This is a genomic window from Streptomyces sp. NPDC058086 (genome assembly GCF_042885015.1).
In the GTDB taxonomy this organism is placed as follows: domain Bacteria; phylum Actinomycetota; class Actinomycetes; order Streptomycetales; family Streptomycetaceae; genus Streptomyces.
In genome coordinates, this window is the sequence record NZ_JBHVST010000089.1 from 21,411 (window position 1) to 46,984 (window position 25,574).

The following is a 25,574-nucleotide window of genomic DNA, read 5'->3' on the forward strand; positions in this document are numbered from 1 at the left end:
CATGAGACTCTTTGCGGCCGTGCTGCCACCGGAGGCCGCGCTGCGTGAACTCGGCACGGTGGTCGACGAGTTGCACCGCCTGCCGGGCGCGGACGGACTGCGCTGGACGGGCCGCCCCGGCTGGCACTTCACCCTCGCCTTCTACGGCGAGGTGGCGGAGGAACTCGTCCAGCCCCTGTCGGACCGCCTGGCCCGCGCGGCCCACCGCACCCCCTCCTTCCCCCTCGCCCTCCATGGCGGCGGCCACTTCGGGGGCCGGGCGCTGTGGACCGGGGTGTCGGGAGACGTTCACACGATGCGGCTGCTGGCCGACCGGGCGGAGGCGGCGGCGCGGAAGGCGGGCGTCGAGACGGGCGAGCACCGTCGCTACCGCCCGCACCTGACGCTGGCCCGCAGCCGGGACACCGCGGACTTCGCCCCGTACGTCGCCGGCCTGGACGCCTTCGCCGGGCGGGACTGGACGGCCCGGGAACTGTGTCTCGTACGCAGCAATCTGCCGAGGTCGGGAGTGCGGGGGGAGCAGCCCCGCTACGAGACGGTGGCGCGCTGGCCGCTGGACGGGGCGGGCGGCTGAAGGCGCTCGGGGGCGGCCGGTTAACCTCGATGGCGTGAACCCGAAGACCCGAAACCAAATCATGGCCGGTGTGCTCGTGCTGATGTTCGTCGTGGTGGCACTGGCGGCGGCGGTCAAGTAGAGCCGACCGGACCGCTCCGCCGGGTCGGCCGGAACACCGCGCGGCCCGTCTGCCCGCGGGCAGGTCGTGGCGGTCGCGTGGTTCCTCACGCCCCTTGAGGGGGCGCCCTGGCGGGCGCCCCCTGGGGAGCGCTACCAGGCGAAGGCCTCCGGGGACGGGCCCGGACCCGGGAAGATCTCGTCCAGGCCGGTCAGCAGCTCGTCCGACAGCTCCAGTTCGACCGCGCGCAGGGCCGAGGCGAGCTGTGCGGCGGTACGGGGGCCGACGATGGGGCCGGTGACGCCGGGGCGGGTCAGCAGCCAGGCCAGGGCGGCCTCGCCGGGCTCGATCCCGTGCTTGTCGAGCAGATCCTCGTACGACTGGACCTGCGCGCGGATGGTGGTGTTGGCGAGGGAGTCGGCGGCCCGGCCGCTCGCCCTGCGCCCGCCCTCGACCTCCTTCTTGATGACACCGCCGAGCAGTCCGCCCTGCAGCGGCGACCAGGGGATGACCCCGAGGCCGTACTCCTGCGCGGCCGGGATGACCTCCATCTCCGCGCGCCGCTCGGCGAGGTTGTAGAGGCACTGCTCGCTGACGAGGCCGATGGTGCCGCCGCGCCGGGCGGCGATCTCGTTGGCCTGGGCGATCTTGTACCCGGGGAAGTTGGAGGACCCCACGTAGAGGATCTTGCCCTGCTGCACCAGTACGTCGATGGCCTGCCAGATCTCCTCGAAGGGAGTGCGGCGGTCGACGTGGTGGAACTGGTAGACGTCGATGTATTCGGTCCGCAGCCGCCTGAGGGAGGCGTCCACGGCCCGTCGGATGTTGAGGGCCGACAGCTTGTCGTGGTTGGGCCAGGCGTCGCCGTCGGCGGCCATGTTCCCGTACACCTTGGTGGCGAGCACGACCTTGTCGCGCCGCTCACCGCCCCTCGCGAACCAGTTTCCGATGATCTCTTCCGTACGGCCCTTGTTCTCGCCCCAGCCGTACACGTTCGCGGTGTCGAAGTAGTTGATCCCTGCGTCCAGCGCCGCGTCCATGATGGCGTGGCTGTCGGCTTCGTCGGTCTGCGGACCGAAGTTCATGGTGCCGAGGACGAGTCGGCTGACCTTGAGTCCCGTGCGTCCGAGCTGCGTGTACTTCATGACTCCCTAGCCAACGGGGTGGAGTGCGCTCTAGGCAAGGGAGGCGTGCGGGACGGGGGCTCAGTCGCGGGGGAACTCGTCCGTTTTGAGGGTGAGTCCGAGGGTGGTGGTCAGGTCGACGTCTCCGCCGAAGGAGACCGTCGTCTCCGTGACGTACTCGCCGTCCTTGGGCTGGGTGTAGACGTGGCACCGGCCCTGGTACGGGTCGGCGATGAGGTAGACGGGGACCTCGGCGAGCGCGTAGGCGGTCTTCTTGGGGCCGTAGTCGTTCCTGGCGGTGTCCTTGGAGATGACCTCGGAGATGAACTCCACGTCCTGGTAGCGCCAACGGCCCTCGGCGTCCTTCTCGGAGCCGTCGCGCAACTTCGCTACATCTGGGCAGAAGCCGTTGAGGTGACCGGGAAAGTCGACGCGCACGTCGGACAGCACCTTTGCGCGCCGCTTGAAGTGATCCCTGAGCATCTCGACGATCAGGAGAATGGTCTCCCAGTGGACATCCCGCTGCGGCGACATGTAGATGGCCCCCTCGACGATCTCGGCCTTGAAGCCCTCGGGGACGATCATCTGGGCGAACAGCTCGTCCAAGGTCTGTTCGTTGATGGTGGCCATGGCGATCCTGTCGTTCTCTACGACGGTCATGGTGGCGCTCCTCCCCGGCCGCAACCCGGTCGAGTGCAGCCGCGCGGTACAACGATACGCACGGTGACCTGGTTACGTGGGGGCATGCTTGACCTCAACCTTGGTTGAGACATCAGGCTGGCGGCATGACCTCGGTAACCGAGCACACAGATCACGCCAACCACCCCGACTACGCCGACCACAGCGCCATCGGTCTGCTCGTCAGCCGGTTCTTCCGTTCGCTCGACGTGCGGGAGATCGACGAGGAGTGGGCACGGGAGTACTTCACGGAAGACGTGCGGGAGCGGACTCCCATCGGTGACAACGAGGGGCGCAACGCCGTGCTGCGGCACACCGTCGAGGCGCTCGGGCGGTTCGCTCGTACACAGCACATCGCCACCGACGTGATGAGTGAGGTGGCGGAGGGCGGGGCGGTGGCCGCCGTCTCCTGGAACGCGTTGATGACTCACGTTCACCACGACGGCACCCTCTTCACCGTCGGCGGTCACTGCCGGGCCGAGGTTCGGCGTACCCCCGAGGGCTGGCGCTTCCGCGACACGGCCATAGAGGTGGTCTGGACCCGGGGAAAGCCGCCGGCCGATGTCGGCGGTCAGGCCGAGTAGGGCTCGCCCAGGTCCCAGGCCTGGTACATCGCCTCCGCGAAGGCCTCCGCGATCTTGTGCTCGCCGGTCGCGTTGGGATGCGTGCCGTCGTAGGTGTCGTGGCGGAAGTCGTAGGCGGGGGGCGGGGAGGCGAGGAGGACGGGGGAGCGGGGTTCGTCCAGGTCGGCCACCGCCTTCGCCAGGAGTTCGTTGAAGGCGGCGACCTCGGTGGCGAAGGGCGCGTCGGACTCCGCGCGGACGTTCGGTATCACCGGGAGGAGGACCAGGTGGACGCGCGGGTTCGCCGCGCGGGCCTCGGCGACGAAGGCGCGGGCGTTCGCCGCCGTCTGTACGGCGTTCGTGTAGAAGCCCAGGTCGATCAGGCCGAGGGAGACCAGGAGCACGTCCGCGCGCTGGGTGCGGACCGCTTCACCGATCAGGGGCACCATGTGCTGCCAACCCTCGCCCCAGCCCGCGAGGTGGGCGCGCGGGAAGTCCGGGTCCGCGTACTCGTGCGAGTCGGCGGACTCCGTCGCCTTGTCGTACAGCGTCTCGCGCGGGCCGACGATCCGGAACGGGCCCCCGTACGTCGCGCGCAGGTGCTGCCACATTCGGTAACGCCATGTGTGTTCGCCCGCGCTTCCGATCGTCATGGAGTCGCCGACGGGCATGAACCTGAGCATCCGCTCATCATGGATGATCGGGCGGGCGATCAGTAAGGGCCGTGTGGGGTGCGAGGTGTGAGGATGGACACGCCGGGGGCGGCGGCTCCCCGCGGGCGCACCCGGGTCCCGGTGGCGCCGGGATGGCAGGCTTGGGCCATGCGCCGATCGTCCTCGTTCCTCGCCGGAGCCGCCTCCGCCGCTGCCGTTCTCGCCCTCACGCTGCCGGCGCCGGCCCTCGCCGCCGACGGGGACGGGGGGTTCACGATCAAGGACCCCCGGATCACCGAGTCGAGCGGGCTCGCCGCCTCGCATCTCCACCCCGGCATCTACTGGACCCACAACGACAGCGACGACGGTCCGTACCTCTACGCCGTCGACAGCAGGACCGGCGAGACCGTCGCCACCATCACCATGAAGGGGGTGGGCGCGCCGCGTGACGTCGAGGCCATCTCCCTCGGGCCCGACGGAGACCTCTACGTCGGCGACATCGGCGACAACCTCGGCGGCAAGTGGTCCTACGTGTGGATCTACAAGCTGCCCGAGCCGAAGGTGCTCAAGGACCAGACGATCCGGGCCACGCAGTATGTCGTGAAGTACGCGGACGGCCCTCGCAACGCCGAGGCGCTGATGGTCCATCCGAAGACCGGCCGGGTCTACATCGCAGACAAGAACGAGGACGGCGGCCACCTGTACGAGGGTCCCGCCCGGCTCTCCACGTCGGGCACCAACATCTTCCGTCCCGTCGCCACCATCGACCTCTGGGTCACCGACGGCGCCTTCTCGCCCGACGGCGAACAGCTCGTCGTGCGCGGGTACTTCGGCGGGATCGCGTACGCCTGGAACGACGGGAAGCCCAAGCGGCAGGGGCGGTTGAACGTGCCGCTCCAGCGGCAGGGGGAGTCGGTCACGTACACCCCCGACGGGTCCGAGCTCATGTACGGCAGCGAGGGCAAGGACAGTCCGGTCCAGCCCGGTTCGGTTCCCGGGGGCGGCTCCGGCTCCAAGTCGCCTTCGGAGGGCGGGGGATCGGCGTCGGCCGGTGGAGGCGACGGCGGCGGCATGAGCTCCGGTGCCAAGGGGGCGCTCGCCGTCGCCGCGGTTCTGGCGGCGGGGTTCGGGCTGCGGAGGTTGTTGCGCAAGTCGTAGTCGCCCCATGGATGCCGCTGGGCAGTGACCAACACGGGGACGGTCGCTCGGTGACGTGAGGATGCGTACGGCATGAGAAAAGGGGCGCCCGGCGCGATTGCCCGCGCCGGGCGCCCCCCTCTGCGTACGAGTGAGGACTACAGCTTTTCGATCACGTAGTCGATGCACTTCGTCAGCGCCTCGACGTCCGCCGGGGCGATCGCCGGGAACATCGCGATACGGAGCTGGTTGCGGCCGAGCTTGCGGTAGGGCTCGGTGTCGACGATGCCGTTGGCACGCAGGACCTTGGCGACGGCGGCGGCGTCGATCTCGTCGGCGAAGTCGATCGTGCCGATGACCTGCGAGCGCTTGGCGGGGTCGGCGACGAACGGGGTCGCGTACTTGCTCTCCTCGGCCCAGGTGTAGAGGCGGGTCGAGGAGTCCTTCGTACGGCCCGTGGACCACTCCAGACCGCCCTGGCCGTTGATCCACTCCAGCTGCTCGTTGAGCAGGAACAGGGTGGCGAGGGCCGGGGTGTTGTACGTCTGGTTCTTGCGGGAGTTGTCGATCGCCGTGGGGAGCGAGAAGAACTCCGGCACGTGACGCCCGCTCGCGTGGATGCGTTCGGCGCGCTCGATGGCGGCGGGGGAGAAGACGCCGATCCACAGGCCGCCGTCGGAGGCGAAGGACTTCTGCGGGGCGAAGTAGTAGACGTCCGTCTCGGTGATGTCGACCGGGAGGCCGCCGGCGCCGGAGGTGGCGTCCACCAGAACGAGGGAACCCTCGTCGGCGCCGTTGACGCGCTTGAGGGGGGCGGCGACGCCGGTGGAGGTCTCGTTGTGGGTGTAGGCGTAGACGTCCACGCCCGCCTCGGCCGTCGGCTCGGGGTGCGTGCCCGGGTCGGAGGAGATGACGGTGGGCTCGGCGAGCCAGGGGGCGAGCTTGGCTGCCTTCGCGAACTTGGAGCTGAACTCGCCGAAGGTGAGGTGCTGGGACTTGTTGTCGATCAGGCCGTGGGTCGCGACGTCCCAGAAGGCGGTGGAGCCGCCGTTGCCGAGGACGACCTCGTAGCCGTCGGGGAGCGAGAACAGGTCGCGCACGCCTTCGCGGACCTTGCCGACCAGGTTCTTGACCGGGGCCTGGCGGTGGGAGGTGCCGAGCAGGGAGGTCCCGGTCGCGGCCAGCGCGTCGAGCGCCTCCGTGCGCACCTTGGAGGGGCCCGCGCCGAAACGTCCGTCGGCGGGCTTGATGTCAGCGGGGATCTGGATATCAGCCACGGTGGGAGCGTATCCGTTATGCGAAACGTGGTGGAAACCTCGTCCGGCGGGTGAGACGGGGCGGCGGCCACGTTTCCTCGCCCCCGCCGCCCCTACCCGACCCATCCCCAGGGCTCCGCCCCGGGACCCCGTAAGCCGTCCTTTGACCGCGGGTGGGTGGGGGCTGGTCGCGCAGTTCCCCGCGCCCCTGAGACGGGGCTTCGCCCCGCATGCCACGCCCATCCGGCTTCGTTTGGCTGTGGGTGGGTGGGGGCTGGTGGTGCGGTTCCTCGTGCCTCTGAGGCGGGGTTTCGCCCCGCATGGCACGCTCATCCGGCTTCGTTTGGCTGTGGGTGGGTGGGGGCTGGTGGTGCGGTTCCTCGTGCCTCTGAGGCGGGGTTTCGCCCCGCATCCCCCGCTCACCCGGCTTCGTTTGAGTGCGGGCCGGTGGGCGACGGGGCGCAGCCCCGTGCCCCAGGGGCGCGGGGAACTGCGCGACCGGCCCCCACCCACCCGCAGCCGAAGAACCCACCCGGGGGGTCTGGGGGCGGAGCCCCCAGGGACGGGACGGGTAGAGGCGGCGGGGGCGGAAAACCCTTGGTCCGCCCCGACCGCCCCGCACCCCCTACACACCCCTACGTCGTCCGACGCCTCCGCGCCCCCGGCCGACGCTCACTCGGCCGAGTAACCGGATCCCCCGCCTCCGCGGCGGCAGCCCTCCGCCTGAGACCGAAGTCCGCCAACGCCTCGGCCAGCTTGAGCACGGACGGCTCCGGAGCCATGACATCGACCCGCAGCCCGTGCTCCTCCGCCGTCTTGGCGGTGGCCGGACCGATACAGGCGATCACCGTCACGTTGTGCGGCTTGCCCGCGATGCCGACGAGATTGCGTACGGTCGAGGACGACGTGAAGAGCACGGCGTCGAAACCGCCCCCCTTGATCGCCTCCCGCGTCTCCGCCGGCGGCGGCGAGGCCCGCACCGTCCGGTAGGCCGTGACGTCGTCGACCTCCCAGCCCAGGTCGATGAGCCCCGCGACCAGCGTCTCGGTGGCGATGTCGGCCCGCGGCAGGAACACCCGGTCGATCGGGTCGAACACCGGGTCGTACGGCGGCCAGTCCTCTAGAAGCCCCGCGGCCGACTGCTCACCGCTCGGCACCAGATCCGGCTTCACGCCGAAGGCGACCAGCGCCTTCGTCGTCTGCTCGCCCACCGCCGCGACCTTGATCCCGGCGAAGGCCCGCGCGTCGAGCCCGTACTCCTCGAACTTCTCCCGCACGGCCTTGACCGCGTTCACGGAGGTGAAGGCGATCCACTCGTAGCGGCCCGTCACCAGCCCCTTGACCGCGCGTTCCATCTGCTGCGGCGTCCGCGGCGGCTCGACGGCGATCGTCGGCACCTCGTGCGGCACAGCGCCGTAGGACCGCAGTTGGTCGGAGAGCGAGACCGCCTGCTCCTTCGTCCGCGGTACGAGCACCTTCCAGCCGAACAGCGGCTTGGACTCGAACCACGAGAGCTGCTCGCGCTGAGCCGCGGCGGAACGCTCACCGACCACGGCTATCACCGGGCGCCCACCGTCCGGGGACGGCAGCACCTTCGCCTGCTTCAGGGTCTGGGCGATCGTCCCGAGCGTGGCCGACCAGGTCCGCTGACGCGTCGTCGTACCGGCGATCGTCACCGTCATCGGCGTGTCCGGCTTGCGACCGGCCGCGACCAGCTCGCCCGCGGCGGCGGCCACGGAGTCCAGCGTCGACGAGACGACGACCGTCCCGTCCGACGCCCCGACCTCGGTCCAGCACCGGTCGGAGGCCGTACGCGCGTCGACGAACCGCACGTCGGCGCCCTGCGCGTCGCGCAGCGGCACACCGGCGTACGCGGGCACGCCCACGGCCGCGGCGACACCCGGCACGACCTCGAACGGCACGCCCGCCGCGGCGCAGGCCAGCATCTCCTCGGCGGCGTACGTGTCGAGCCCGGGGTCACCGGACACCGCACGCACGACCCGCTTGCCGCCCCGCGCGGCCTCCATGACAAGATTGGCAGCGTCCCTCAACGCGGGGTCACCAGCGGACGTTGACACGGCGTCAACAACCGCTAGTTGAGGCGTGCCTGTGCCCGGATACGTACTGGAAGACGTGCCCAAAGGCGTCCCCCCGTCCGTATTCGTACTCAGTACGGCGACGCCTTGTCTGGCATGGACGCGGACCATGTCGAGTACCTCGTACTCGGCGACGAGAACATCCGCGTTCGCCAGCGCCTCGACGGCGCGCAGTGTCAGTAGTCCCGGATCTCCGGGTCCGGCACCGAGGAAGGTGACGTGCCCGTGTGCGGGACCGGCGGGAAGGTTGGTGGGGCTCAATGTGCTCGCTCCCCCATCAGACCGGCCGCGCCCTTGGCAAGCATCTCGGCGGCGAGTTCACGGCCGAGCGCCATTGCTTGGTCATGTGTCTCGGGCACGGGACCGGTGGTGGACAGCTGCACCAACGTCGTGCCGTCGGTCGTGCCGACGACGCCGCGCAGGCGCATCTCCTTGACAATCTGCCCGTCGGCCAGAAGGTCGGCGAGAGCACCCACGGGTGCGCTGCAGCCGGCCTCCAGGGCGGCGAGCAGGGACCGCTCGGCGGTCACGGCGGCCCGGGTGAACGGGTCGTCGAGTTCGCCGAGCGCGGCGACGAGATCCGCGTTGTCCGCGGCACACTCGATCGCCAGGGCCCCCTGGCCGGGGGCGGGCAAAACGGTGTCGACGGACAGGAAGTCCGTCACGTCCTCTATCCGCCCCAGGCGGCCGAGGCCCGCGGCGGCGAGCACGACGGCGTCGAGCTCCCCGCTGCGTACGTATCCGATCCGCGTGTCGACGTTCCCACGGATCGCGACCGTCTCGATCGTCATCCCGTGGTTGCGGGCGTACGCGTTCAGCTGGGCCATCCGGCGCGGCGAACCGGTACCGACGCGCGCGCCGTCCGGAAGCTCCTCGAAGCGCAGCCCGTCGCGGGCGACGAGCACGTCGCGCGGGTCCTCGCGCGGCGGCACGGCGGCCAGCGCGAGCTCGTCGGGCTGCCCGGTCGGCAGATCCTTCAGGGAGTGCACGGCGAAGTCGATCTCACCGAGCAGCAACGCCTCGCGCAGCGCGGTGACGAAGACGCCCGTGCCGCCGATCTGCGCGAGGTGCTCACGGGAGGTGTCGCCGTACGTCGTGATCTCCACGAGCTCGACGGGCCTGCCGGTCACCTGGCTCACGGCCTGCGCCACCAGCCCGGACTGGGCCATGGCGAGCTTGCTGCGCCTGGTCCCCAGCCTCAGTGCCGCCTTCTCATCTGGTCGCCCTTGGGGCGCTCCAGCCTGCCCCTGCGGCGCACGTGGCTCACGTGGCTCACTCATGCTCGCCCTCGGTTCTTGGCGTTCTCGTTGTTGTTCTCGGCCCGCGAGACGGAGGCGACCGTCTCGGGGTCCAGGTCGAACAGGGTTCGCAGCGCGTCCGCGTACCCGGCGCCACCGGGTTCGGCGGCGAGTTGCTTGACCCGTACGGTCGGTGCGTGCAGCAGCTTGTCGACGACGCGCCGCACGGTTTGCGTGATCTCGCCCCGCTCCTTGTCGTCGAGGTCCGGCAGCCGCCCGTCGAGCCGCGCGATCTCGCTCGCGACGAGGTCGGCGGCCATGGTGCGCAGCGCCACGACGGTGGGGGTGATGTGGGCGGCCCGCTGGGCGGCGCTGAAGGCGGCCACCTCGTCGGAAACGATCCTCCGCACCTGGTCCACGTCCGCCGCCATCGGCGCGTCCGCGGACGCCTCGGCCAGCGACTCGATGTCGACGAGCCGCACGCCGAGCAGCCGGTGCACGGCCGCGTCGATGTCACGGGGCATGGCGAGGTCCAGCAGCGAGAGCACGGGCGCGGGCCGGGGGGCCTCGGCGACCGGTTCGGGCCTGCGGCGCTCGGGCACCCGGCCGACGGTGGCGACGGCCAGCACGAGCGCGGCGATGGCGTCGGCGTCGGCCTCCGGGTCGAGTACGGCCGCCCCGCGCGGGGCACGGGCCGCGACATCGCCCTTGTCCACCCAGGCCGCGTGCTGCTCCAGCTCGGCGGCGGCCATTCCGGCGACGGCGGCCTCGCCGAGTACGGAGAAGCCGGCCGTGCCCTGCACGGCGGACAGGTCGAGCGGGCAGTCGTCGTCGGTGCCGACGCTGGTGGGAGCGAGCTGCGTCTGGTGGCCCACGGCCGCGGGCGACGCCGTACGAGCGGAGCCGGCACCTCGCACGAGGGGCTTCGCCGCGGGCTCGGCCCTGACCACGGACTCTCCCGTGCGTCCCTCCACGGCCGCCGCGACCGTCTCGGCCGTCAGGACGAGTCCCGTGGCTCCGGTACAGGAGATGGCGACGTCGGCACGTGTCAGCTCGAGCGGCACCGAATCCATCGGTACCGCGCGGGCCAGCACGTCCGTGTCGCCGCCCTCGTTCTCGTTGAGGATCTGGGCGAGCCGCTCCGCGCGGTCCGGGGTGCGGTTGGCGATGACGATCTCGGAGACTCCGGCGCGCGCGAGCGTCGCCGCGGCCAGCGAGGACATCGAGCCCGCGCCGATGACGAGGGCCTTCTTGCCCTTGGCCCAGGCGTCGACGGCGGTGCCGGCCGACAGCTGCTGGAGGCCGAAGGTGACGAGGGACTGCCCGGCGCGGTCGATGCCGGTCTCGGAGTGGGCGCGCTTGCCGACCCGCAGCGACTGCTGGAGCAGGTCGTTCAGCAGCCGGCCCGCGGTGTGCATCTCCTGCGCGGTGGCGAGCGCGTCCTTGATCTGGCCGAGGATCTGGCCCTCGCCCACGACCATCGAGTCGAGCCCGCAGGCCACCGAGAAGAGGTGGTGGACGGCACGGTCCTCGTAGTGCACGTAGAGGTGGGGGGTGAGCTCGTCGAGGCCGACCCCGCTGTGCTGGGCGAGCAGCGTGGACAGCTCGGCGACGCCCGCGTGGAACTTGTCGACGTCGGCGTACAGCTCGATGCGGTTGCAGGTGGCGAGCAGCGTGGCCTCGGCGGCCGGTTCGGCGGCGACCGTGTCCTGCAGCAGCTTGATCTGGGCGTCCGCGTTCAGCGTGGCCCGCTCCAGGACGCTGACCGGGGCGCTGCGGTGGCTCAGCCCGACGACGAGGAGACTCATGCCGGCATCACGGCGGGGACGTCCCCGTCAGGACCTTTGCCGTTGTCCTCCTGGGCGGCCTGGGCCACGGCGGCGGCACCGGCCTGGGCCTCGGCCTCCTCGCCGGCCTTGCGCTGCTCGTGGAAGGCGAGGATCTGCAGCTCGATGGAGAGATCGACCTTGCGCACGTCGACGCCGTCCGGGACGGACAGGACGGTCGGCGCGAAGTTGAGGATGGAGGTGACTCCGGCCGCGACCAGGCGGTCGCAGACCTGCTGGGCCACGCCCGGCGGGGTGGTGATGACGCCGATGGAGACGCCGTTCTCGTCGATGATCTTCTCGAGGCCGTCGCTGTGCTGCACGGCGATCCCGGCGACCTGCTTTCCGGCCATCTCCGGATCGGCGTCGATCAGCGCGGCGACCCGGAAACCACGGGAGGCGAACCCGCCGTAGTTGGCCAGCGCGGCGCCGAGGTTACCGATACCGACGATCACTACCGGCCAGTCCTGGGTCAGGCCCAGCTCACGGGAGATCTGGTACACGAGATACTCGACGTCGTACCCCACACCACGCGTCCCGTAGGAGCCGAGGTAGGAGAAGTCCTTGCGCAGCTTCGCGGAGTTGACCCCCGCCGCGGCCGCGAGCTCCTCGGAGGAGACCGTGGGTACCGAGCGCTCCGACAGTGCGGTGAGGGCTCGGAGGTACAGCGGAAGCCGGGCGACGGTGGCCTCGGGAATCCCTCGGCTGCGGGTCGCCGGTCGGTGAGTTCGGCCAGTTGCCACGGTGCTCCTGCGGGTAGCGCGGGGCTGCAGGCGGTCACACGTACCTAGACCGCCCCGTCGAATGCAGGCTATGTCTTTGTGAACGCGTGCACAAAGATGGTGTCCGATTTGCCCGGGCAACGTGACGGGGGTCACGCACTCCCGGCGCGCCCGTATGGAACCGGCGCGCACACAACTTCGTTCCGCACCTGAAGGGGGCAAAACCGTACACTCTCCTCAACAAATCCCGCCCCCGAGACCAATCGCCGTCGATCCTAGGCGACTTTCCGGACCCGTTGGACTCACCGGTCAGGAGGGGGCCCGGACCCGATCACGGCACAATCCGGACGGAACGCCACGCCACACCGCGCCACAAGGCGCCGCTACGGCGCGAGGGCTTTGCGCAGCCGCGCCTCGTCCACACGCCAGAAGGTGTGCTGCGCCCCGTCCACCAGCACCACGGGGATCTGCTCCCAGTAGGCACGGTGCAGCTCTTCATCCTCGGTGATGTCCTTGTGCTCCCAGGGGACCCCGAGATCCCCACACACCTTCTCCACCACTTCTTGTGCGTCATCACACAGATGACAACCAGGTTTCCTGATGAGCGTGACCAGCCGCTCCGAGGGTGCCTTCTGCGTCGTACGGCGCCCACCGCGCCGGAACATGGAACTCATACGGGTCATTCTCCCGCCACCCGCGCGGCCAGGAGGTGCCGGTCGGACGACTTCTTTAACGGCTCGGTCGCGGAGAGTTCACAGCCTCGCATCCTCTCGACTCCGGAAGCTCCGAACAAACTGGCTATGCTCACGACATGGCCGCTCTCGGATGGCTCACTCCCCGTAGGCGCTCCGCCACCGCGCGGAGCGTGTTGGCAGGCGAGGCCTCGGCGGAGGCAGCGCGCAAGTCCTCCCAGGAACTGGAGGAACTAGCCCACGACGCCGCGCCCGACGCCGCCGCGCCCGCCCAGGAACCGGAGTTCCCGGTCCTCGGCGACGAGAAGGCCGCGGCCTTCTTCGACCTCGACAACACCGTGATGCAAGGCGCCGCCCTCTTCCACTTCGGCCGGGGCCTGTACAAACGGAAGTTCTTCGAGACCCGCGACCTCGCCCGATTCGCCTGGCAGCAGGCATGGTTCAGGCTGGCCGGCGTCGAGGACCCGGAACACATGCAGGACGCCCGTGACTCGGCACTCTCGATCGTCAAGGGCCACCGGGTCGCGGAGCTGATGTCGATCGGCGAGGAGATCTACGACGAGTACATGGCCGAACGCATCTGGCCCGGTACGCGCGCCCTCGCCCAGGCCCACCTGGACGCGGGCCAGAAGGTCTGGCTGGTCACTGCGGCCCCTGTCGAGATCGCCACGGTGATCGCCCGCAGGCTGGGCCTGACCGGTGCGCTGGGCACGGTCGCGGAGTCGGTGGACGGCGTCTACACGGGCAAGCTGGTGGGCGAGCCCCTGCACGGGCCGGCGAAGGCGGAGGCGGTCCGTGCGCTGGCCGCCGCCGAGGGCCTGGACCTCTCCCGCTGCGCCGCCTACAGCGACTCCCACAACGACATCCCCATGCTGTCCCTGGTCGGCCACCCCTACGCGATCAACCCGGACACGAAACTCCGCAAGCACGCTCATACGTTCGATTGGCGTCTGCGCGACTACCGTACGGCCCGCAAGGCCGCGAAGGTCGGCATCCCCGCCGCGGCCGGCGTCGGCGCCGTGGCCGGCGGCACAGCGGCCGCCATCGCCCTCCACCGCCGCCGCCGCTGACACACCCGGGGCCGCGCCCCGCATCCCCCGCCCGCCCATAGTTCTTCGACTACCGGCCGGTGGGGGCTTGGCGCGCAGTTCCCCGCGCCTCTAAAGACCTCCAGCCCGTCCGGCGTGCGAGGACAAGGCCACTCAGGCCGATGGGGCGCCGGGGCGCTGGGGCGCAGCCCCGTGCCCCAGGGGCGCGGGGAACTGCGCGACCAGCCCCCACCCACCCGCAGCCGAAGAACCCACCTCGGGGGTCTGGGGGCGCAGCCCCCAGGGATCCCGCCGGGAGTCGGCCAATCCCCTGTCCTACCCCCGCGGCCCCCCGCCCAGTCACCCCATCCCCACACGGCCACAACACGCCCCGCACCCAGACGGAACCCGAACCCATCCGATCAACAACCGGTCACTGTCCGGCACTTGATCGGGCGTCAATCGGTTACAGAAGCGACGTAATCGATGATTTGAGCAACTCGGTGTAGCGCTGCCTGTACGAAGCGTTATTCTCCTCAGACGCAAACCGGTACCCCTCCGTCGCTACGACGGGTGAACGGTCCCGCACTGCACGTGATGGAAGCTCTGCCTCTGGGAGTCCCGTGTACTCACACGTCGGGGTTGACGCCTCGGGCCTGGCTACGCTGCGCGCAACGGTCCTGGACCGTTTGCGCGGCTTCGTCCCCACCGCTTACGCCGTCCCCGCCCTCGCCGCCGTCCCCGCGCCCCTCGGCCCTTGCTACGCCCTGGCCGAGGGCAGCGCGGCGGTCGGCAGACGAGGCCGCTCGGGCTCGGCCGCCACGCCCACCGCACGCCGCCCGGCCGCAGACAGCGACAGCGCCCGGATGATGGATCTGGTCGAGCGCGCACAGGCCGGCGAGGCCGACGCCTTCGGCCGCCTCTACGACCAGTACAGCGACACCGTGTACCGCTACATCTACTACCGCGTCGGCGGCAAGGCGACCGCCGAGGACCTCACCAGTGAGACGTTCCTGCGCGCCCTGCGACGCATCGGAACGTTCACCTGGCAGGGTCGCGACTTCGGCGCCTGGCTGGTCACCATCGCCCGCAACCTGGTCGCGGACCACTTCAAATCGAGCCGATTCCGACTCGAAGTGACCACCGGCGAAATGCTCGACGCGAACGAGGTCGAGCGAAGCCCCGAGGACTCCGTCCTGGAGTCACTGTCGAACGCGGCCCTGCTCGACGCCGTACGACGGCTCAACCCCCAGCAGCAGGAGTGCGTCACCCTGCGCTTCCTGCAAGGGCTCTCGGTCGCCGAGACCGCACGGGTGATGGGCAAGAACGAGGGCGCCATCAAGACCCTCCAGTATCGAGCCGTCCGCACCCTGGCGCGGCTCCTCCCGGACGACGCCCGCTGAAACCCGTACGAACGCCGGTCCGTACGAACGCCATAGTGATCCCACACGCTCTGCGACACTCAACTCACCTTCCGTCAAAGTCCGTTGACTTCGCGGTCCGGTCATCCGTCGTCCGTAACCCAAGTGCCGCGACGCTCGTTGTGCGGGATACAGGCTCCCTGTGGTCACGACCCGGCCTTCGCCGATCACTCGATCGTGTGGATGCGCTCGGGGCGTGCAACCCTCAGGACCCCCTGGGGAGTCGACCGTCTTGACGAGAGGAGGTGCCGCCAGTGATCGCGAACGTATCGGCACACCGGCGGGCGGACGCCTTCGCCCAGGCCCTGGAGGAGCAGTCCGACCGGGGCACGGCGGCCGAGCAGCCCGATGGATCGGCACCGTCCCGGGCTGCATCGGAACAGACCGAGCAGGGCCTCCTGTTGGCCCTCGCCACCGGTCTCGGCGAGCTGCCCAAACCGGAGCTGGACCCCGAGGTCAAGGTCGTGCAGCGAGCACAGCTCGTGGCAGCGATGGAGGCCATGCTGCTGGAAGGCACCGCCGCGGGGGGCGAAGGCCCGGACCGTTTCGTGCCCGAGCAGCGCTCGCACCGGGCACGGGGCGCACACCGGGCGACCGGACTGGGGAAGCTGCGACCGCGTTCGCGTTTGTCCAAGGGCCTGGCCGCGGGCGGGCTCACCGTGAGTGTGGCCGCGGGAGCCTTCGGGGGCGTGGCAGCCGCCAGCTCCGACGCCCTGCCCGGTGACTCGCTCTACGGGCTCAAACGAGGCATGGAGGACATCAAACTCGGCCTGGCCCACGGCGACAGCGACCGCGGTGAGCTCTACCTCGACCAGGCGTCCACACGCCTGAGCGAGGCACGCCGGCTGATGGAGCGAGGCCGCTCGGGCCACCTCGACCACGAGTCCCTGGGCGAGATCCGCCGCGCCCTTTCGGGCATGCAGCACGACGCCTCCGAGGGCCACCGCCTGCTGTACGAGGCGTACGAGCGGGACGGTTCACTGGGCCCCATCCAGGCCCTGTCCGCCTTCGCCCAGTCGCACCGCGAGGCCTGGGGCGCGCTGCGCGACCGGCTGCCCGTCCAGCTCGGCGACGTCAGTCAGCAGGTCTCGTCGGTGTTCGCCGCCATAGACGAAGAGGTCGACCCGCTGCTCCCGGGCACCCCGGCGAAGGAGGGCACAGGCCGTCACCGGGGTGCCAGTTCGGACGCCCCGGGCTCGTCGTCCGGTACGGACCGTCCGGCGCCCAGCGCCAGCAGCGGCTCCACCACCGGCAGCCACGGCAGCGGCAAGCCGAAGCCGTCCGGCTCCACCAGTACCGGCGAGGGCCTGCTCGGCGGCACCACGGGCGGCCTCCTGGACCCGCCCAAGGACACCACCAGCTCGTCCCCGTCGGCCGGCAAGTCCAGCCCGACGAGTGGCGCGCCGGACGTCACCCTGCCCCCGCTGCTGCCCGGTCTCTTGCCGGGCCTGGGCATCAACAGCGAGGACAGCAAGTAACTCCGGTACGAGGCTGGGGCGCCCTTCTCGGAAGGGCGCCCCAGCCTCGTATGTCCGTCACCAGCGGAACGTTCGTCAGAAGAAGACCGACCGGCGCTGCACCAGCAGCTTGTACAGCGTGTGCTGGATCTGCTCCCTGACCTGGTCCGTCAGGTTGAACATCAGCATCGGGTCCTCGGCGGCCTCCGGCGGATAGCCGTCCGTGGGAATCGGCTCGCCGAACTGGATCGTCCACTTCGTGGGGAGCGGGACGGCGCCCAGCGGACCCAGCCACGGGAAGGTCGGCGTGATCGGGAAGTACGGGAAACCCAGCAGCCGCGCCAGCGTCTTCGCGTTGCCGATCATCGGGTAGATCTCCTCCGCGCCGACGATCGAGCACGGAATGATCGGGGCGCCCTGCCGCAGGGCCGTCGACACGAACCCGCCTCGGCCGAAGCGCTGGAGCTTGTAGCGCTCGCCGAACGGCTTGCCGATGCCCTTGAAGCCCTCCGGCATCACACCGACCAGCTCGCCGCGCTCCAGAAGCCGTTCGGCGTCCTCGGCGCAGGCGAGGGTGTGACCGGCCTTGCGGGCCAGCTCGTTGACCACCGGCAGCATGAAGACCAGGTCCGCCGCGAGAAGGCGCAGATGGCGGCTCTCGGGGTGGTTGTCGTGGACGGCGACCTGCATCATCAGGCCGTCCAGCGGGAGGGTGCCCGAGTGGTTGGCGACGATCAGCGCGCCGCCGTCGGTCGGGATGTTCTCGATGCCCTTCACCTCGACCCGGAAGTACTTCTCGTACAGCGGCCGGATCAGGGACATCAGGACCTGCTCGGTGAGCTCCTGGTCGTACCCGAAGTCATCGATCTCGTAGTCACCGGTGAGGCGCCGGCGCAGGAAGGCGAGACCACCGGCGACGCGCCGTTCCAGCCCGCCACCCTCCCGCGCCTGTGACGTCGACGGCGCGTTCTTCGGCGTCGACGGCTGAGGCGGCTGTTCCTCACGCGTCACAGGAACATCATCCTGCGGGAAGGTCCGGCCGGGCAGGGGCTGGACCTCACGTACCACCACGGGATCGCCCTTGCGCCGGCTCCCCGCGGCCCGCCGCCGCGGCGGGCGCTGCACAGCACCCCCGCGCGACCGGTCGTCGTCGAACGGAATGACCTTGGCGTCCGCCATCGTCGATGCGCTCCTCAGTTGGCGCTCAGTGTCGGGGGGTTGCCGCCGCCCACGTAACGCAGCGCGGCGATCCGGTCGACGGCCCCAGCGAGGGCCTCGGGGGGCAGGAGTCCGGGCCCCCGGCTGCGTGCGAAGTCCGCGAAGGTCTCCGCGGTCGAGTATCTCGGTTTGTAGCCCAGCGTCTCGCGCATCTGGTTCGTCGACACGACCCTGCCGTGGGTGAGCAGCCGCAGCTGCTCCGGCGAGAAGTCCGTCACCCCCAGGGTACGCACCGCCGTGCCCGCCCAGCTGAGCGCCGGCAGCAGCAGGGGCACCGTGGGGCGCCCCAGGCGTCGAGCGCACTGCGAGAGCAACAGGACGCCGTCTCCGGCGATGTTGAAGGTGCCGCTGTTGAGAGTGCCGCGCTGTGGATCGTGCGAGGCGATCCGCAGTACCTCGATCACGTCGTCCTCGTGCACGAACTGCAGCCGCGGGTCGTAGCCGAAAACGGTCGGCAGCACCGGCAGCGCGAAGTACGAGGCGAGCGGCGAGTCGGCGCTCGGCCCGAGGATGTTCGCGAACCGCAGCACACACACGGCGACGTCGGGCCGCCGCCGCGCGAAGCCACGCACATACCCCTCGACCTCCACCGTGTCCTTCGCGAAGCCGCCGCTGGGCAGCGACTTGGGCGGGGTGGTCTCGGTGAACACGGCCGGGTCTCGCGGCGCGGACCCGTAGACGTTCGTACTGGACTTCACGACGAGCCGCTTGACCGACGGGGACTTCTGGCAGGCGCCCAGCAGCTGCATGGTGCCGATGACGTTGGTCTCCTTGACCGTCGTCCGGCTGCCGCCGCCCAGCGCGATGCCCGTCACGTCCATGTGGACGACCGTGTCGACGGAGTGCTCGGCGAGCACCCGGGCGATCGTGGGCTGGCGGATGTCGGCCTGGACGAACTCGGCCTCGCCCAGATGGTGGTCGGGCCGCACCGCGTCCACGGCGATCACCCGGTCCACCTGGGGGTCACGCTGGATCCGTCGTACGAACCGGCCTCCCAGCTGACGGGCCACTCCGGTGACGAGCACGACCTTCCCCAAGATCAGCGCCTCTCTTCCCGTTCTGGACATGAGCGGACGTAGCTCTGCTCGTACCCTGCCGTGTTCCCCGTGTGCCGCCAACCTAGCGGGTTGATGTTGCGCTGTGATGACCACCCGATGCACGAAGTGACGACAGCCACGGACATACGATCAGACCAAGCCACACGCCACATGGGCGTATGCACAGCATCGCCCTCCGGGGCCCTCGCGCAGGAGACGCGCGCCCGCTCTCCACGGAAAGTACCCGCTCTGGGCGAAAGCCGCCGCGACGGCGGAAGCCGAGGGCCCTGACTCCGGCCGGAAAACGGCTGTGGCCCCCCACCGGCCGGTGGGGGGCCACAGAGCGCGCCGTTCGCAGCGCTCGCACAAGCGCAAGGACGAGCCCCGGCGATGCGGGGCACGGCCCTACTTCTTGTTGCGACGCTGAACGCGAGTGCGCTTGAGCAGCTTGCGGTGCTTCTTCTTGGCCATCCGCTTGCGCCGCTTCTTGATAACAGAGCCCACGACTACCCTCGCTCACTTCTCTTTACTCGGTGCTGGGCTGCATGGGCCCACACGACCTATGAGGGGCCAGCCTACCCGTCCGAGCGCTGAGGTCGTAATCGAGGGGATCCGAGTGGATTCCCGAGGCGGCCACAAGACCCTCTCGGGAACCCCTCGAAGCATCCGTCAGGCTGTCTCCACCCCCACATAGCTCTCGCGGAGGTACTCGTGAACCGCTTGCTCCGGCACCCGGAAGGACCTCCCCACCCGGATCGCCGGCAGATGACCGCTGTGCACCAAGCGGTACACGGTCATCTTCGACACTCGCATCACCGAGGCGACTTCCGCCACGGTAAGGAACTGAACCTCGTTCAGAGGCCTCTCGCCAGCTGCAGCCATGACACACCTGAACCTTCCGCACTCGACGGCCACCGGCTTCCCCTTCCGGTGACTCTTCGTCGTTGCGTGCTCACTCCCCAATGTAGGGGCGGGTGATGCGAGTGGGGAAGAGGGGATGGCATCGGCCGCCTACTGTGACAGACACGCTCGATTGAGTACATAGCGAGTAAGCGGTCGGTAGTAATCAGACCGCACAGCGTCATCAAGCGGAACGACGAGGGACACCCGCCCCTCTGCCTCTCCGACGAAGAGCGCAGGATCGTCCGTATCGGCCAGCCCCATCGCCTCGAACCCCAGCTGACCTGCTCCGCAGACCCAGCCGTGGTCCCCGATGACGAGTTCCGGGAGCGGCCCGCCGCCCTCCGCGGCAGCCGCCAGAACGGTCCGAACCGGCAGCGGCGAGTGGGTGTGTGCGCCGGTCGCACCACCGGGGGCTTGGGCGGCGGGTTCGCGTACCAGCGCGACACCTTGTACGTAGTCAAGGTTGTACGTGCGTAGGCCGAACCGGGTCGTTATGTCGACAGAGCTACCCTGCGCGGGGGTGAGGACGGTACATCCCGCCGCCGACAGGGCGTCCGCAAGGGCGGCGTAGAAACCGAGCAGACGGTGCGGATGACCGGTCCCGAGGAGTACCGCCTCGCGCTTCCGGGCCGCCGCCGCGAGTCGCGCCGCGAAGGAATCGAGTGCGACCAAAGTCCGCTCGGGGTCGATCACATCATGCCCACTCGTGTGCGCCGGATCGGCCGAAACTCCACACTTGTCGGCCATCAACTCGATCAGATCCCGCTGCTCCCACGTCCACTCGGGATCGAGCCCGAGCAGCACACGGGGATCGCGGGCCGCGAAGAGGCGATAGCTCCGCAGACTCTCCTCACGCGAGGTCGCAACGGGCCCGGCCAACCGGGCCGCCAGCAGGTGCGCACGTAATGCTCCGGTGCTCAACACGACAGCGATGCTGACGCACATGAACCCCCTTAACCCCGAATTTCCCGAAAACGCCCCACACTTGGCGTAATGCACACTCTGCCCCGGCTGTTCCCCGCCGGGGGGTGACGCGGAGTCCCCGGGGGGCCGGGGTGCAGCCCGCCGGGGGCCGGGGTGGAGCCCCACTGGGGGCCGGGGCGGAGCCCCGCCGGGGTCCGGGGCGCAGCCCGGCGAGGGTCCGGGGCGCAGCCCCGCCGGGGTCCGGGGCGCAGCCCGCCGAGGGTCCGGGGCGCAGCCCAGCTGGGGGGTCTGCGGCGCACCTCCGCCGAGGGGACGGGGCACTGCCCCACGGGAGGTCCGGGGGTTCGGGCAGAGCCCGGCCGGGGTCTCGGGCAGAGCCCGAGTTGGGATACAAGGGCGCAGCCCCGCAAAGGAGTCCGGGACGCAGGCGCGCCAAGGGAATGCGAACGGAGCCCCGCGGGAGGTCCGGAGCGCAGCCCCGGGGATGCCGCGGCACATACGCCGGGACGTCAGGGGCGAAGCCCCGGGGTGCAGGGGCGGAGCCGCGGGGTGCAAGGGCGGAGCCGCGGGGTGCAAGGGCGGAGCCCCGCCGGGGGTTCCGAAGCCCAGCCCCGCGGGAGGTCCGGGGCAGAGACTCCCCAGGTGGGATACAGGAACACGGCCCCGTAAGGGGGCCGGGGCGCAGCCCCGCCGAGGGAACGGGCATACACCGCGGGAAGTCCGGAGCAGAGCCCGCCGGGTGCGGGGGCGCAGCCCCCCCCCAGAGGTCGGGGGCCACAGCCCCCGGGGCGCAGCCCCGCCGGGGGGACGGGAGCTCAGGGGGCGGGGATGCGGTGGTGGGGGCTGGTGGGTGTTAGGGGAGGAGGCCGCGTAGGGGGAACACCGCACGGCGCGTCGCGACGATCGCCTGGTCGAGGCGGTCCGCCGGGTCGTACCCGGACTCCCACCCCTTCCAGGACACGGGCCACCGCCCGTCCGTCATCCGCACGGGCGCCAACTGCCGCGTACGAGCGAAGACCTCCTGCCGCCAGCTCTCGGGAATCACCGTCTCGGGGTCGATGGGCCGCCCCGCCGCGACGGCGACCAGATGCGTCCACGACCGCGGTACGACGTCCACGACCGCGTACCCGCCCCCACCCAACGCGACCCACCGCCCGTCGGCGTACTCGTGCGCCAGGTCGTGACAGGCGACCTGCACGGCCCGCTGCGCGTCGAGCGAGACGGCGAGATGAGCGAGCGGATCCTCGAAGTGGGTGTCGGCACCGTGCTGGGTGACAAGCACCTGCGGCCGAAACTCGGCGACGAGCTCGGGCACCACGGAGTGGAACGCCCGCAGCCACCCCGCGTCCCCGGTCCCGGCCGGCAGCGCGACATTGACGGCGGAGCCCTCCGCCGAGGAGGCCCCCGTCTCCTCCGGCCACCCGGTCTGCGGGAACAGCGTCCGCGGATGCTCGTGCAGCGAGATCGTCAGAACCCGGGGGTCCTCCCAGAACGCCGCCTGCACCCCGTCCCCGTGGTGCACATCGACATCCACGTACGCGATCCGCTCGGCCCCCAGCTCCAGCAGCCGCGCGATCGCGAGCGAGGCGTCGTTGTAGATGCAGAACCCGGACGCCCCACCCGGCATCGCATGGTGCAGCCCACCCGCGAAGTTCACCGCGTGCAGCGCGTCCCCGTGCCACACCGCCTCCGCCGCCCCGACCGACTGCCCGGCGATCAGCGCCGACACCTCGTGCATTCCCGCGAAGGCGGGATCGTCCATGGTCCCGAGCCCGTACGAGGCGTCCGCGGCCCCCGGATCCACCGACGCGGCCTTGACCGCCTCGACATAGTCCTCACGATGCACGAGCCGCAACGTCGACTCCCCGGCCGACTTCGCCGCGACGACATCCACCTCCCGGTCGAGCCCGAAGGCATCGACCAGTCGCCGGGTCAGCGCCAGCCGGACCGGATCCATCGGATGGTCCGGGCCGAAGTCATAGCCCGTTACTGCCTCGTCCCACATCAGCTGTGCGCGGCCGCTCATGTCCGTCACCGTATCGGTCCGGTTCGGGCGCGAACGAGCGGGCGTACCCCAAGGTCGCCAGGACCAACACCATCGGTACAAGCATGGCGCCCCGGTAGTTCCAGGCGTCGCCCAACGCCCCCACCAACGGCGAACCGATCAAGAACCCGACGTAATTGAAGATGTTCAGCCGCGCGATGGCCGCATCCGAAGCCCCCGGGAACAGCCGTCCGGCCGCCGCGAATGTCTGCGGCACCAGCACACACAACCCCAGCCCCAGCAACGTGAACCCGAGCATCCCGACCCACGCCCCCGGCGCCACCGCCACCACCGCGAACCCCAGCGCCGCCACGACCGCACCCAGCCGTACGACGGCCACCGCCCCGAACCGCCGCACCCCGAAGTCCCCGACGGCCCGTCCCACCAGTGTCATCACCATGTAGACGTTGTACGGAACGGTCGCCAACTGCTCCGAACTGCCCAGCACGTCCTGCAGATACTTCGCACTCCAGTTTGAAACTGTCGAGTCCCCGATGTACGCGAACGTCATCACCAGACACAGCGGCAACAGCAGCCTGAAGACCAGGGCCCCACTCTGCCCCTGCCCCTTCCCGACCTCGGCAGCGGCCTCGCCCTCGGCAGCGGCCTCAGGAACAGAAGCGGCGCCCGCGTCGACGTACCACCGACTCCCCACGAACGCCGCCGGCAGCAGCACGAGCACCACCGGCAGATAGGACACGAACAGCGAGAGATGCCAGTGCGCCCCGACCCACGCGAGCGAGGCGCCCACGATCCCGCCCAGGCTGTACGTGGCATGGAAGCCGAGCATGATGCTGCGCCCGTACGTCCGCTGGAGGCTCACCCCGAGCATGTTCATGGAGGCGTCGAGCGCGCCGACCGCGAGCCCGAAGGCGCCGAGCGCGACCGCCAGTTCGACCAGCCGGTCCCCCGACCCGACCCCGAGCAGCGCGAGGAGCACAACGGGCTGGGACCAGCGCAGCAGCCGACTGGGCCGTATTCGCCTCACCAACTGCTCGGTCGTCACGCTGCCGACCCCGGCGAGGATCGGCACGGCGGCCAGGAACGCGGGCAGCAACGCGTCGGAGACGCCGTACCGGTCCTGGATGGCCGGGATGCGCGTCACGAGCAGGGCAAAGGTGGCGCCCTGAGCGAAGAAACTGAACGCCAAAGAGGCCCTACCGCGCCGCAGCACATCTGTCATGGCGGCGAGCGTAGGGCCCCGGCTTACCGGTGGGTAGATCCAGCCGAAGATGAATTTTGCTCAACTCTTCGGCTGGATGGTCCCGGCGACCTCGTTCTCCAGCATCTTCTCCATCGGAACGACCGCCAGCCGCCCAGCTACCAGGATGGCCAGCGCGATCGCACCGATCATCACGACCGTGCCCAGCCAGACCATCGTGTCGACCGGCAGGGTGTACGCGCCCACGACCCGTGCGACGCACTCCCCGAGCAGCGCCACGCCCCAGACCAGGGAGAAGGTCCGCTCGGCCTTCCGGAACCGCGGGGAGCCGGCCGCCAGCCGGTCCCACGCGGCGTTCTTGGCCGCGTCGCCCTTGATGAGGAACGGCTTCATGCCCGCCGTCATCATCGGCCTGCCGAGCCTCACGGACACCAGGATGCCGATGCCGATCGCGCTGCTGACCCCACTGTCCTTGGCCAGCATCAGACGCGGGTCACCGGCGACGAGGCTGAGGGCGAGCCCGACGACGTTGACGAACAGAATCAGCCCGGCCAGGGCGTTGGCCTTGCGCTCCTTCACCGCGCTCCACACGGTCCGCACCGCCGGCACCACGCTGCTCCAGCCGAGGGCCGCCATGGTGCTCATGCCGAACCCGTTCTTGAGGAGGTAGTACGACCCGACGGGCACCGCCACGTCGAGGATCAGCGGCAGGAAGCTGGGCCTGGCGGCGACATCGGCGCTCGTGGCGGCCGGTGCCTCGACGGTGGTCGCTCCAGTGCTGGTCTCGATGGCCGTGATGCTCATGATCGGGTCCCTCCGTCGTCGCTGTGTACGTCCCGTTCGATGTACTCAGCTTCGCGGTCGGACCCCACTCGCCAACAGAAACGATCGTCCGGAGCTGGGCGTGACAAATGTCAGTGCCGGGCGGTGGGTGTCGTCATACGAGCAGGTCAGCCAACTCACCCAGCTCGGAGAAGAGTTGAGTGGCACCGGTGAGCTTGGCGGCCGGTGTCATGGCGGTGAACCCGTACACGTCCATCCCGGCGGCGTTCGCAGCCCGCACCCCGAGTGGACTGTCCTCGACAACGACACACCGGTGCGGCGCCACGCCCATCCGCTCGGCCGCGTGGAGAAACAGATCGGGTGCCGGCTTGCCCCGCCCCACGTCCTGCGAGCTGAAGACACGCCCCTCGTCGAACCACCGGTCGAGCCCGGTCTTCCGATGCCCCACCCGGATCCGCTCATGGCTCCCGGAGGAGGCCACGCAGTACGGGACCTCGTCCGCGGCCAGCTTCTCCAGCAGCTGCACGGCACCGGGAACGGGTTGCAGCTCCCGCTCGAAGGCGGCGAACACCCGCCCGTGAAAGACGTCGTCGAACTCCTCCGGCAGCCGCTGCCCGCTCCGCTCCAGGACGAGCTCGTGGATGCGGTGCATGGCGGACCCCATGTAGTCCCGGATGGACTCCTCGTACGAGGTCGGGTGCCCGAGTTCGGTCAGATAGGCGGCCAGGATCGTGTTGGAGATCGGCTCACTGTCCACGAGGACGCCGTCGTTGTCGAAGATCACCAGGTCATAGCGCATGACAAAACCCTAGGTCCCCTGAACGCAGAAAACCCCCGTACCGATTTCCCGGTACGGGGGTTCTCCCTAAAATTAGTTCGGCGGCGTCCTACTCTCCCACAGGGTCCCCCCTGCAGTACCATCGGCGCTGTGAGGCTTA

Annotated in this window: 24 protein-coding genes; 6 read left to right on the forward strand and 18 right to left on the reverse strand. The window is 70.2% G+C overall.

All coding sequences use genetic code 11. The features are described from left to right. Position 1: 1 nt before the first annotated feature. Positions 2–574: an RNA 2',3'-cyclic phosphodiesterase gene (gene thpR, locus ACFVWD_RS43295; RefSeq protein ID WP_389603441.1), complete on the forward strand. Its 573-nt coding sequence runs from the start codon at positions 2–4 to the stop codon at positions 572–574. A 252-nt stretch (positions 575–826) separates the two neighbouring features. Here the strand turns inward: thpR and ACFVWD_RS43300 are convergent, their stop codons facing one another. Together ACFVWD_RS43300 and ACFVWD_RS43305 are read right to left on the reverse strand one after the other, a co-directional pair. Next, positions 827–1,819, reverse strand: coding sequence for an aldo/keto reductase (locus tag ACFVWD_RS43300; RefSeq protein WP_389603443.1), 993 nt, complete (start codon positions 1,817–1,819; stop codon positions 827–829). Between the two features lie 60 nt (positions 1,820–1,879). Then, complete coding sequence (locus tag ACFVWD_RS43305) at positions 1,880–2,458, reverse strand: Uma2 family endonuclease (RefSeq protein ID WP_389603445.1); 579 nt, start codon at positions 2,456–2,458, stop codon at positions 1,880–1,882. Positions 2,459–2,583: 125 nt separating this feature from the next. Between ACFVWD_RS43305 and ACFVWD_RS43310 the strand changes: the two genes are divergently transcribed. Continuing rightward, positions 2,584–3,060, forward strand: a complete 477-nt coding sequence (locus ACFVWD_RS43310; RefSeq protein ID WP_389603447.1) for a nuclear transport factor 2 family protein — start codon at positions 2,584–2,586, stop codon at positions 3,058–3,060. Here the strand turns inward: ACFVWD_RS43310 and ACFVWD_RS43315 are convergent. After that, a complete protein-coding gene (locus tag ACFVWD_RS43315) occupies positions 3,048–3,722 on the reverse strand; it encodes an SGNH/GDSL hydrolase family protein (RefSeq protein ID WP_389603449.1) in 675 nt (224 codons plus the stop codon). The two genes, ACFVWD_RS43310 and ACFVWD_RS43315, sit on opposite strands and share 13 nt — an antisense overlap. Positions 3,723–3,860: 138 nt before the next feature. Here ACFVWD_RS43315 and ACFVWD_RS43320 point away from each other — a divergent pair, with 138 nt between their 5' ends. Beyond that, positions 3,861–4,850 (forward strand): WD40 repeat domain-containing protein, encoded by a 990-nt coding sequence (locus tag ACFVWD_RS43320; protein ID WP_389603451.1) that lies wholly within the window; start codon positions 3,861–3,863, stop codon positions 4,848–4,850. Between the two features lie 137 nt (positions 4,851–4,987). Here ACFVWD_RS43320 and serC read toward each other — a convergent pair whose 3' ends face one another. From serC to ACFVWD_RS43350, 6 genes are all read right to left on the reverse strand, one after another. Next, positions 4,988–6,106 carry a phosphoserine transaminase gene (serC, locus tag ACFVWD_RS43325; RefSeq protein ID WP_389603452.1) on the reverse strand — a complete coding sequence of 373 codons (1,119 nt, stop codon included), beginning with the start codon at positions 6,104–6,106 and terminating at the stop codon, positions 4,988–4,990. 614 nt (positions 6,107–6,720) lie between these two features. After that, positions 6,721–8,442, reverse strand: coding sequence for a uroporphyrinogen-III synthase (locus tag ACFVWD_RS43330; RefSeq protein WP_389603453.1), 1,722 nt, complete (start codon positions 8,440–8,442; stop codon positions 6,721–6,723). After that, positions 8,439–9,461 (reverse strand): hydroxymethylbilane synthase, encoded by a 1,023-nt coding sequence (gene hemC, locus ACFVWD_RS43335; RefSeq protein WP_389603455.1) that lies wholly within the window; start codon positions 9,459–9,461, stop codon positions 8,439–8,441. Before hemC ends, ACFVWD_RS43330 begins: the two co-directional genes overlap by 4 nt. Further along, complete coding sequence (locus ACFVWD_RS43340; RefSeq protein ID WP_389603457.1) at positions 9,458–11,227, reverse strand: glutamyl-tRNA reductase; 1,770 nt, start codon at positions 11,225–11,227, stop codon at positions 9,458–9,460. The genes hemC and ACFVWD_RS43340 overlap by 4 nt, the downstream gene beginning before the upstream one ends. Then, a complete protein-coding gene (locus tag ACFVWD_RS43345; protein ID WP_054228018.1) occupies positions 11,224–11,988 on the reverse strand; it encodes a redox-sensing transcriptional repressor Rex in 765 nt (254 codons plus the stop codon). The genes ACFVWD_RS43340 and ACFVWD_RS43345 overlap by 4 nt, the downstream gene beginning before the upstream one ends. A gap of 362 nt (positions 11,989–12,350) precedes the next feature. Beyond that, complete coding sequence (locus tag ACFVWD_RS43350) at positions 12,351–12,650, reverse strand: glutaredoxin family protein (RefSeq protein ID WP_075033738.1); 300 nt, start codon at positions 12,648–12,650, stop codon at positions 12,351–12,353. Positions 12,651–12,778: 128 nt separating this feature from the next. On the opposite strand from ACFVWD_RS43350, the gene ACFVWD_RS43355 reads away from it, so the two are divergent. The 3 genes from ACFVWD_RS43355 to ACFVWD_RS43365 all read left to right on the forward strand — a co-directional run bounded on the left by ACFVWD_RS43355 (position 12,779) and on the right by ACFVWD_RS43365 (position 16,586). Beyond that, positions 12,779–13,729: an HAD family hydrolase gene (locus ACFVWD_RS43355; RefSeq protein ID WP_389603459.1), complete on the forward strand. Its 951-nt coding sequence runs from the start codon at positions 12,779–12,781 to the stop codon at positions 13,727–13,729. A gap of 581 nt (positions 13,730–14,310) precedes the next feature. Then, positions 14,311–15,090, forward strand: coding sequence for an ECF subfamily RNA polymerase sigma factor, BldN family (locus ACFVWD_RS43360; protein ID WP_054230018.1), 780 nt, complete (start codon positions 14,311–14,313; stop codon positions 15,088–15,090). 272 nt (positions 15,091–15,362) lie between these two features. Then, positions 15,363–16,586 carry a DUF5667 domain-containing protein gene (locus ACFVWD_RS43365; protein ID WP_389603460.1) on the forward strand — a complete coding sequence of 408 codons (1,224 nt, stop codon included), beginning with the start codon at positions 15,363–15,365 and terminating at the stop codon, positions 16,584–16,586. A 75-nt stretch (positions 16,587–16,661) separates the two neighbouring features. Here the strand turns inward: ACFVWD_RS43365 and ACFVWD_RS43370 are convergent, their stop codons facing one another. The 9 genes from ACFVWD_RS43370 to ACFVWD_RS43410 all read right to left on the reverse strand — a co-directional run bounded on the left by ACFVWD_RS43370 (position 16,662) and on the right by ACFVWD_RS43410 (position 25,435). After that, positions 16,662–17,744, reverse strand: coding sequence for a lysophospholipid acyltransferase family protein (locus ACFVWD_RS43370; protein WP_168494313.1), 1,083 nt, complete (start codon positions 17,742–17,744; stop codon positions 16,662–16,664). A gap of 14 nt (positions 17,745–17,758) precedes the next feature. Further along, the gene (locus tag ACFVWD_RS43375) at positions 17,759–18,820 is read right to left on the reverse strand and encodes an NAD-dependent epimerase/dehydratase family protein (protein ID WP_389603468.1); all 1,062 of its coding nucleotides are present in this window, start codon (positions 18,818–18,820) and stop codon (positions 17,759–17,761) included. A gap of 405 nt (positions 18,821–19,225) precedes the next feature. Then, positions 19,226–19,324, reverse strand: coding sequence for a 30S ribosomal protein bS22 (locus ACFVWD_RS43380; RefSeq protein ID WP_003948845.1), 99 nt, complete (start codon positions 19,322–19,324; stop codon positions 19,226–19,228). Positions 19,325–19,489: 165 nt separating this feature from the next. Continuing rightward, positions 19,490–19,702 (reverse strand): helix-turn-helix domain-containing protein, encoded by a 213-nt coding sequence (locus ACFVWD_RS43385; RefSeq protein ID WP_004984898.1) that lies wholly within the window; start codon positions 19,700–19,702, stop codon positions 19,490–19,492. Positions 19,703–19,831: 129 nt separating this feature from the next. Beyond that, positions 19,832–20,647, reverse strand: a complete 816-nt coding sequence (locus ACFVWD_RS43390) for a phosphatase (protein ID WP_389603470.1) — start codon at positions 20,645–20,647, stop codon at positions 19,832–19,834. 853 nt (positions 20,648–21,500) lie between these two features. Continuing rightward, positions 21,501–22,673, reverse strand: a complete 1,173-nt coding sequence (locus ACFVWD_RS43395; protein ID WP_389603461.1) for an acetoin utilization protein AcuC — start codon at positions 22,671–22,673, stop codon at positions 21,501–21,503. Beyond that, positions 22,624–23,874 (reverse strand): MFS transporter, encoded by a 1,251-nt coding sequence (locus ACFVWD_RS43400; protein WP_389603462.1) that lies wholly within the window; start codon positions 23,872–23,874, stop codon positions 22,624–22,626. Before ACFVWD_RS43400 ends, ACFVWD_RS43395 begins: the two co-directional genes overlap by 50 nt. A gap of 60 nt (positions 23,875–23,934) precedes the next feature. Further along, entirely contained in the window at positions 23,935–24,657 is a 723-nt protein-coding gene (locus tag ACFVWD_RS43405; RefSeq protein ID WP_389603464.1) for a VC0807 family protein, read from the reverse strand. Positions 24,658–24,790: 133 nt separating this feature from the next. Beyond that, positions 24,791–25,435, reverse strand: coding sequence for an HAD family hydrolase (locus ACFVWD_RS43410; protein ID WP_389603466.1), 645 nt, complete (start codon positions 25,433–25,435; stop codon positions 24,791–24,793). Positions 25,436–25,574 lie beyond the last annotated feature (139 nt).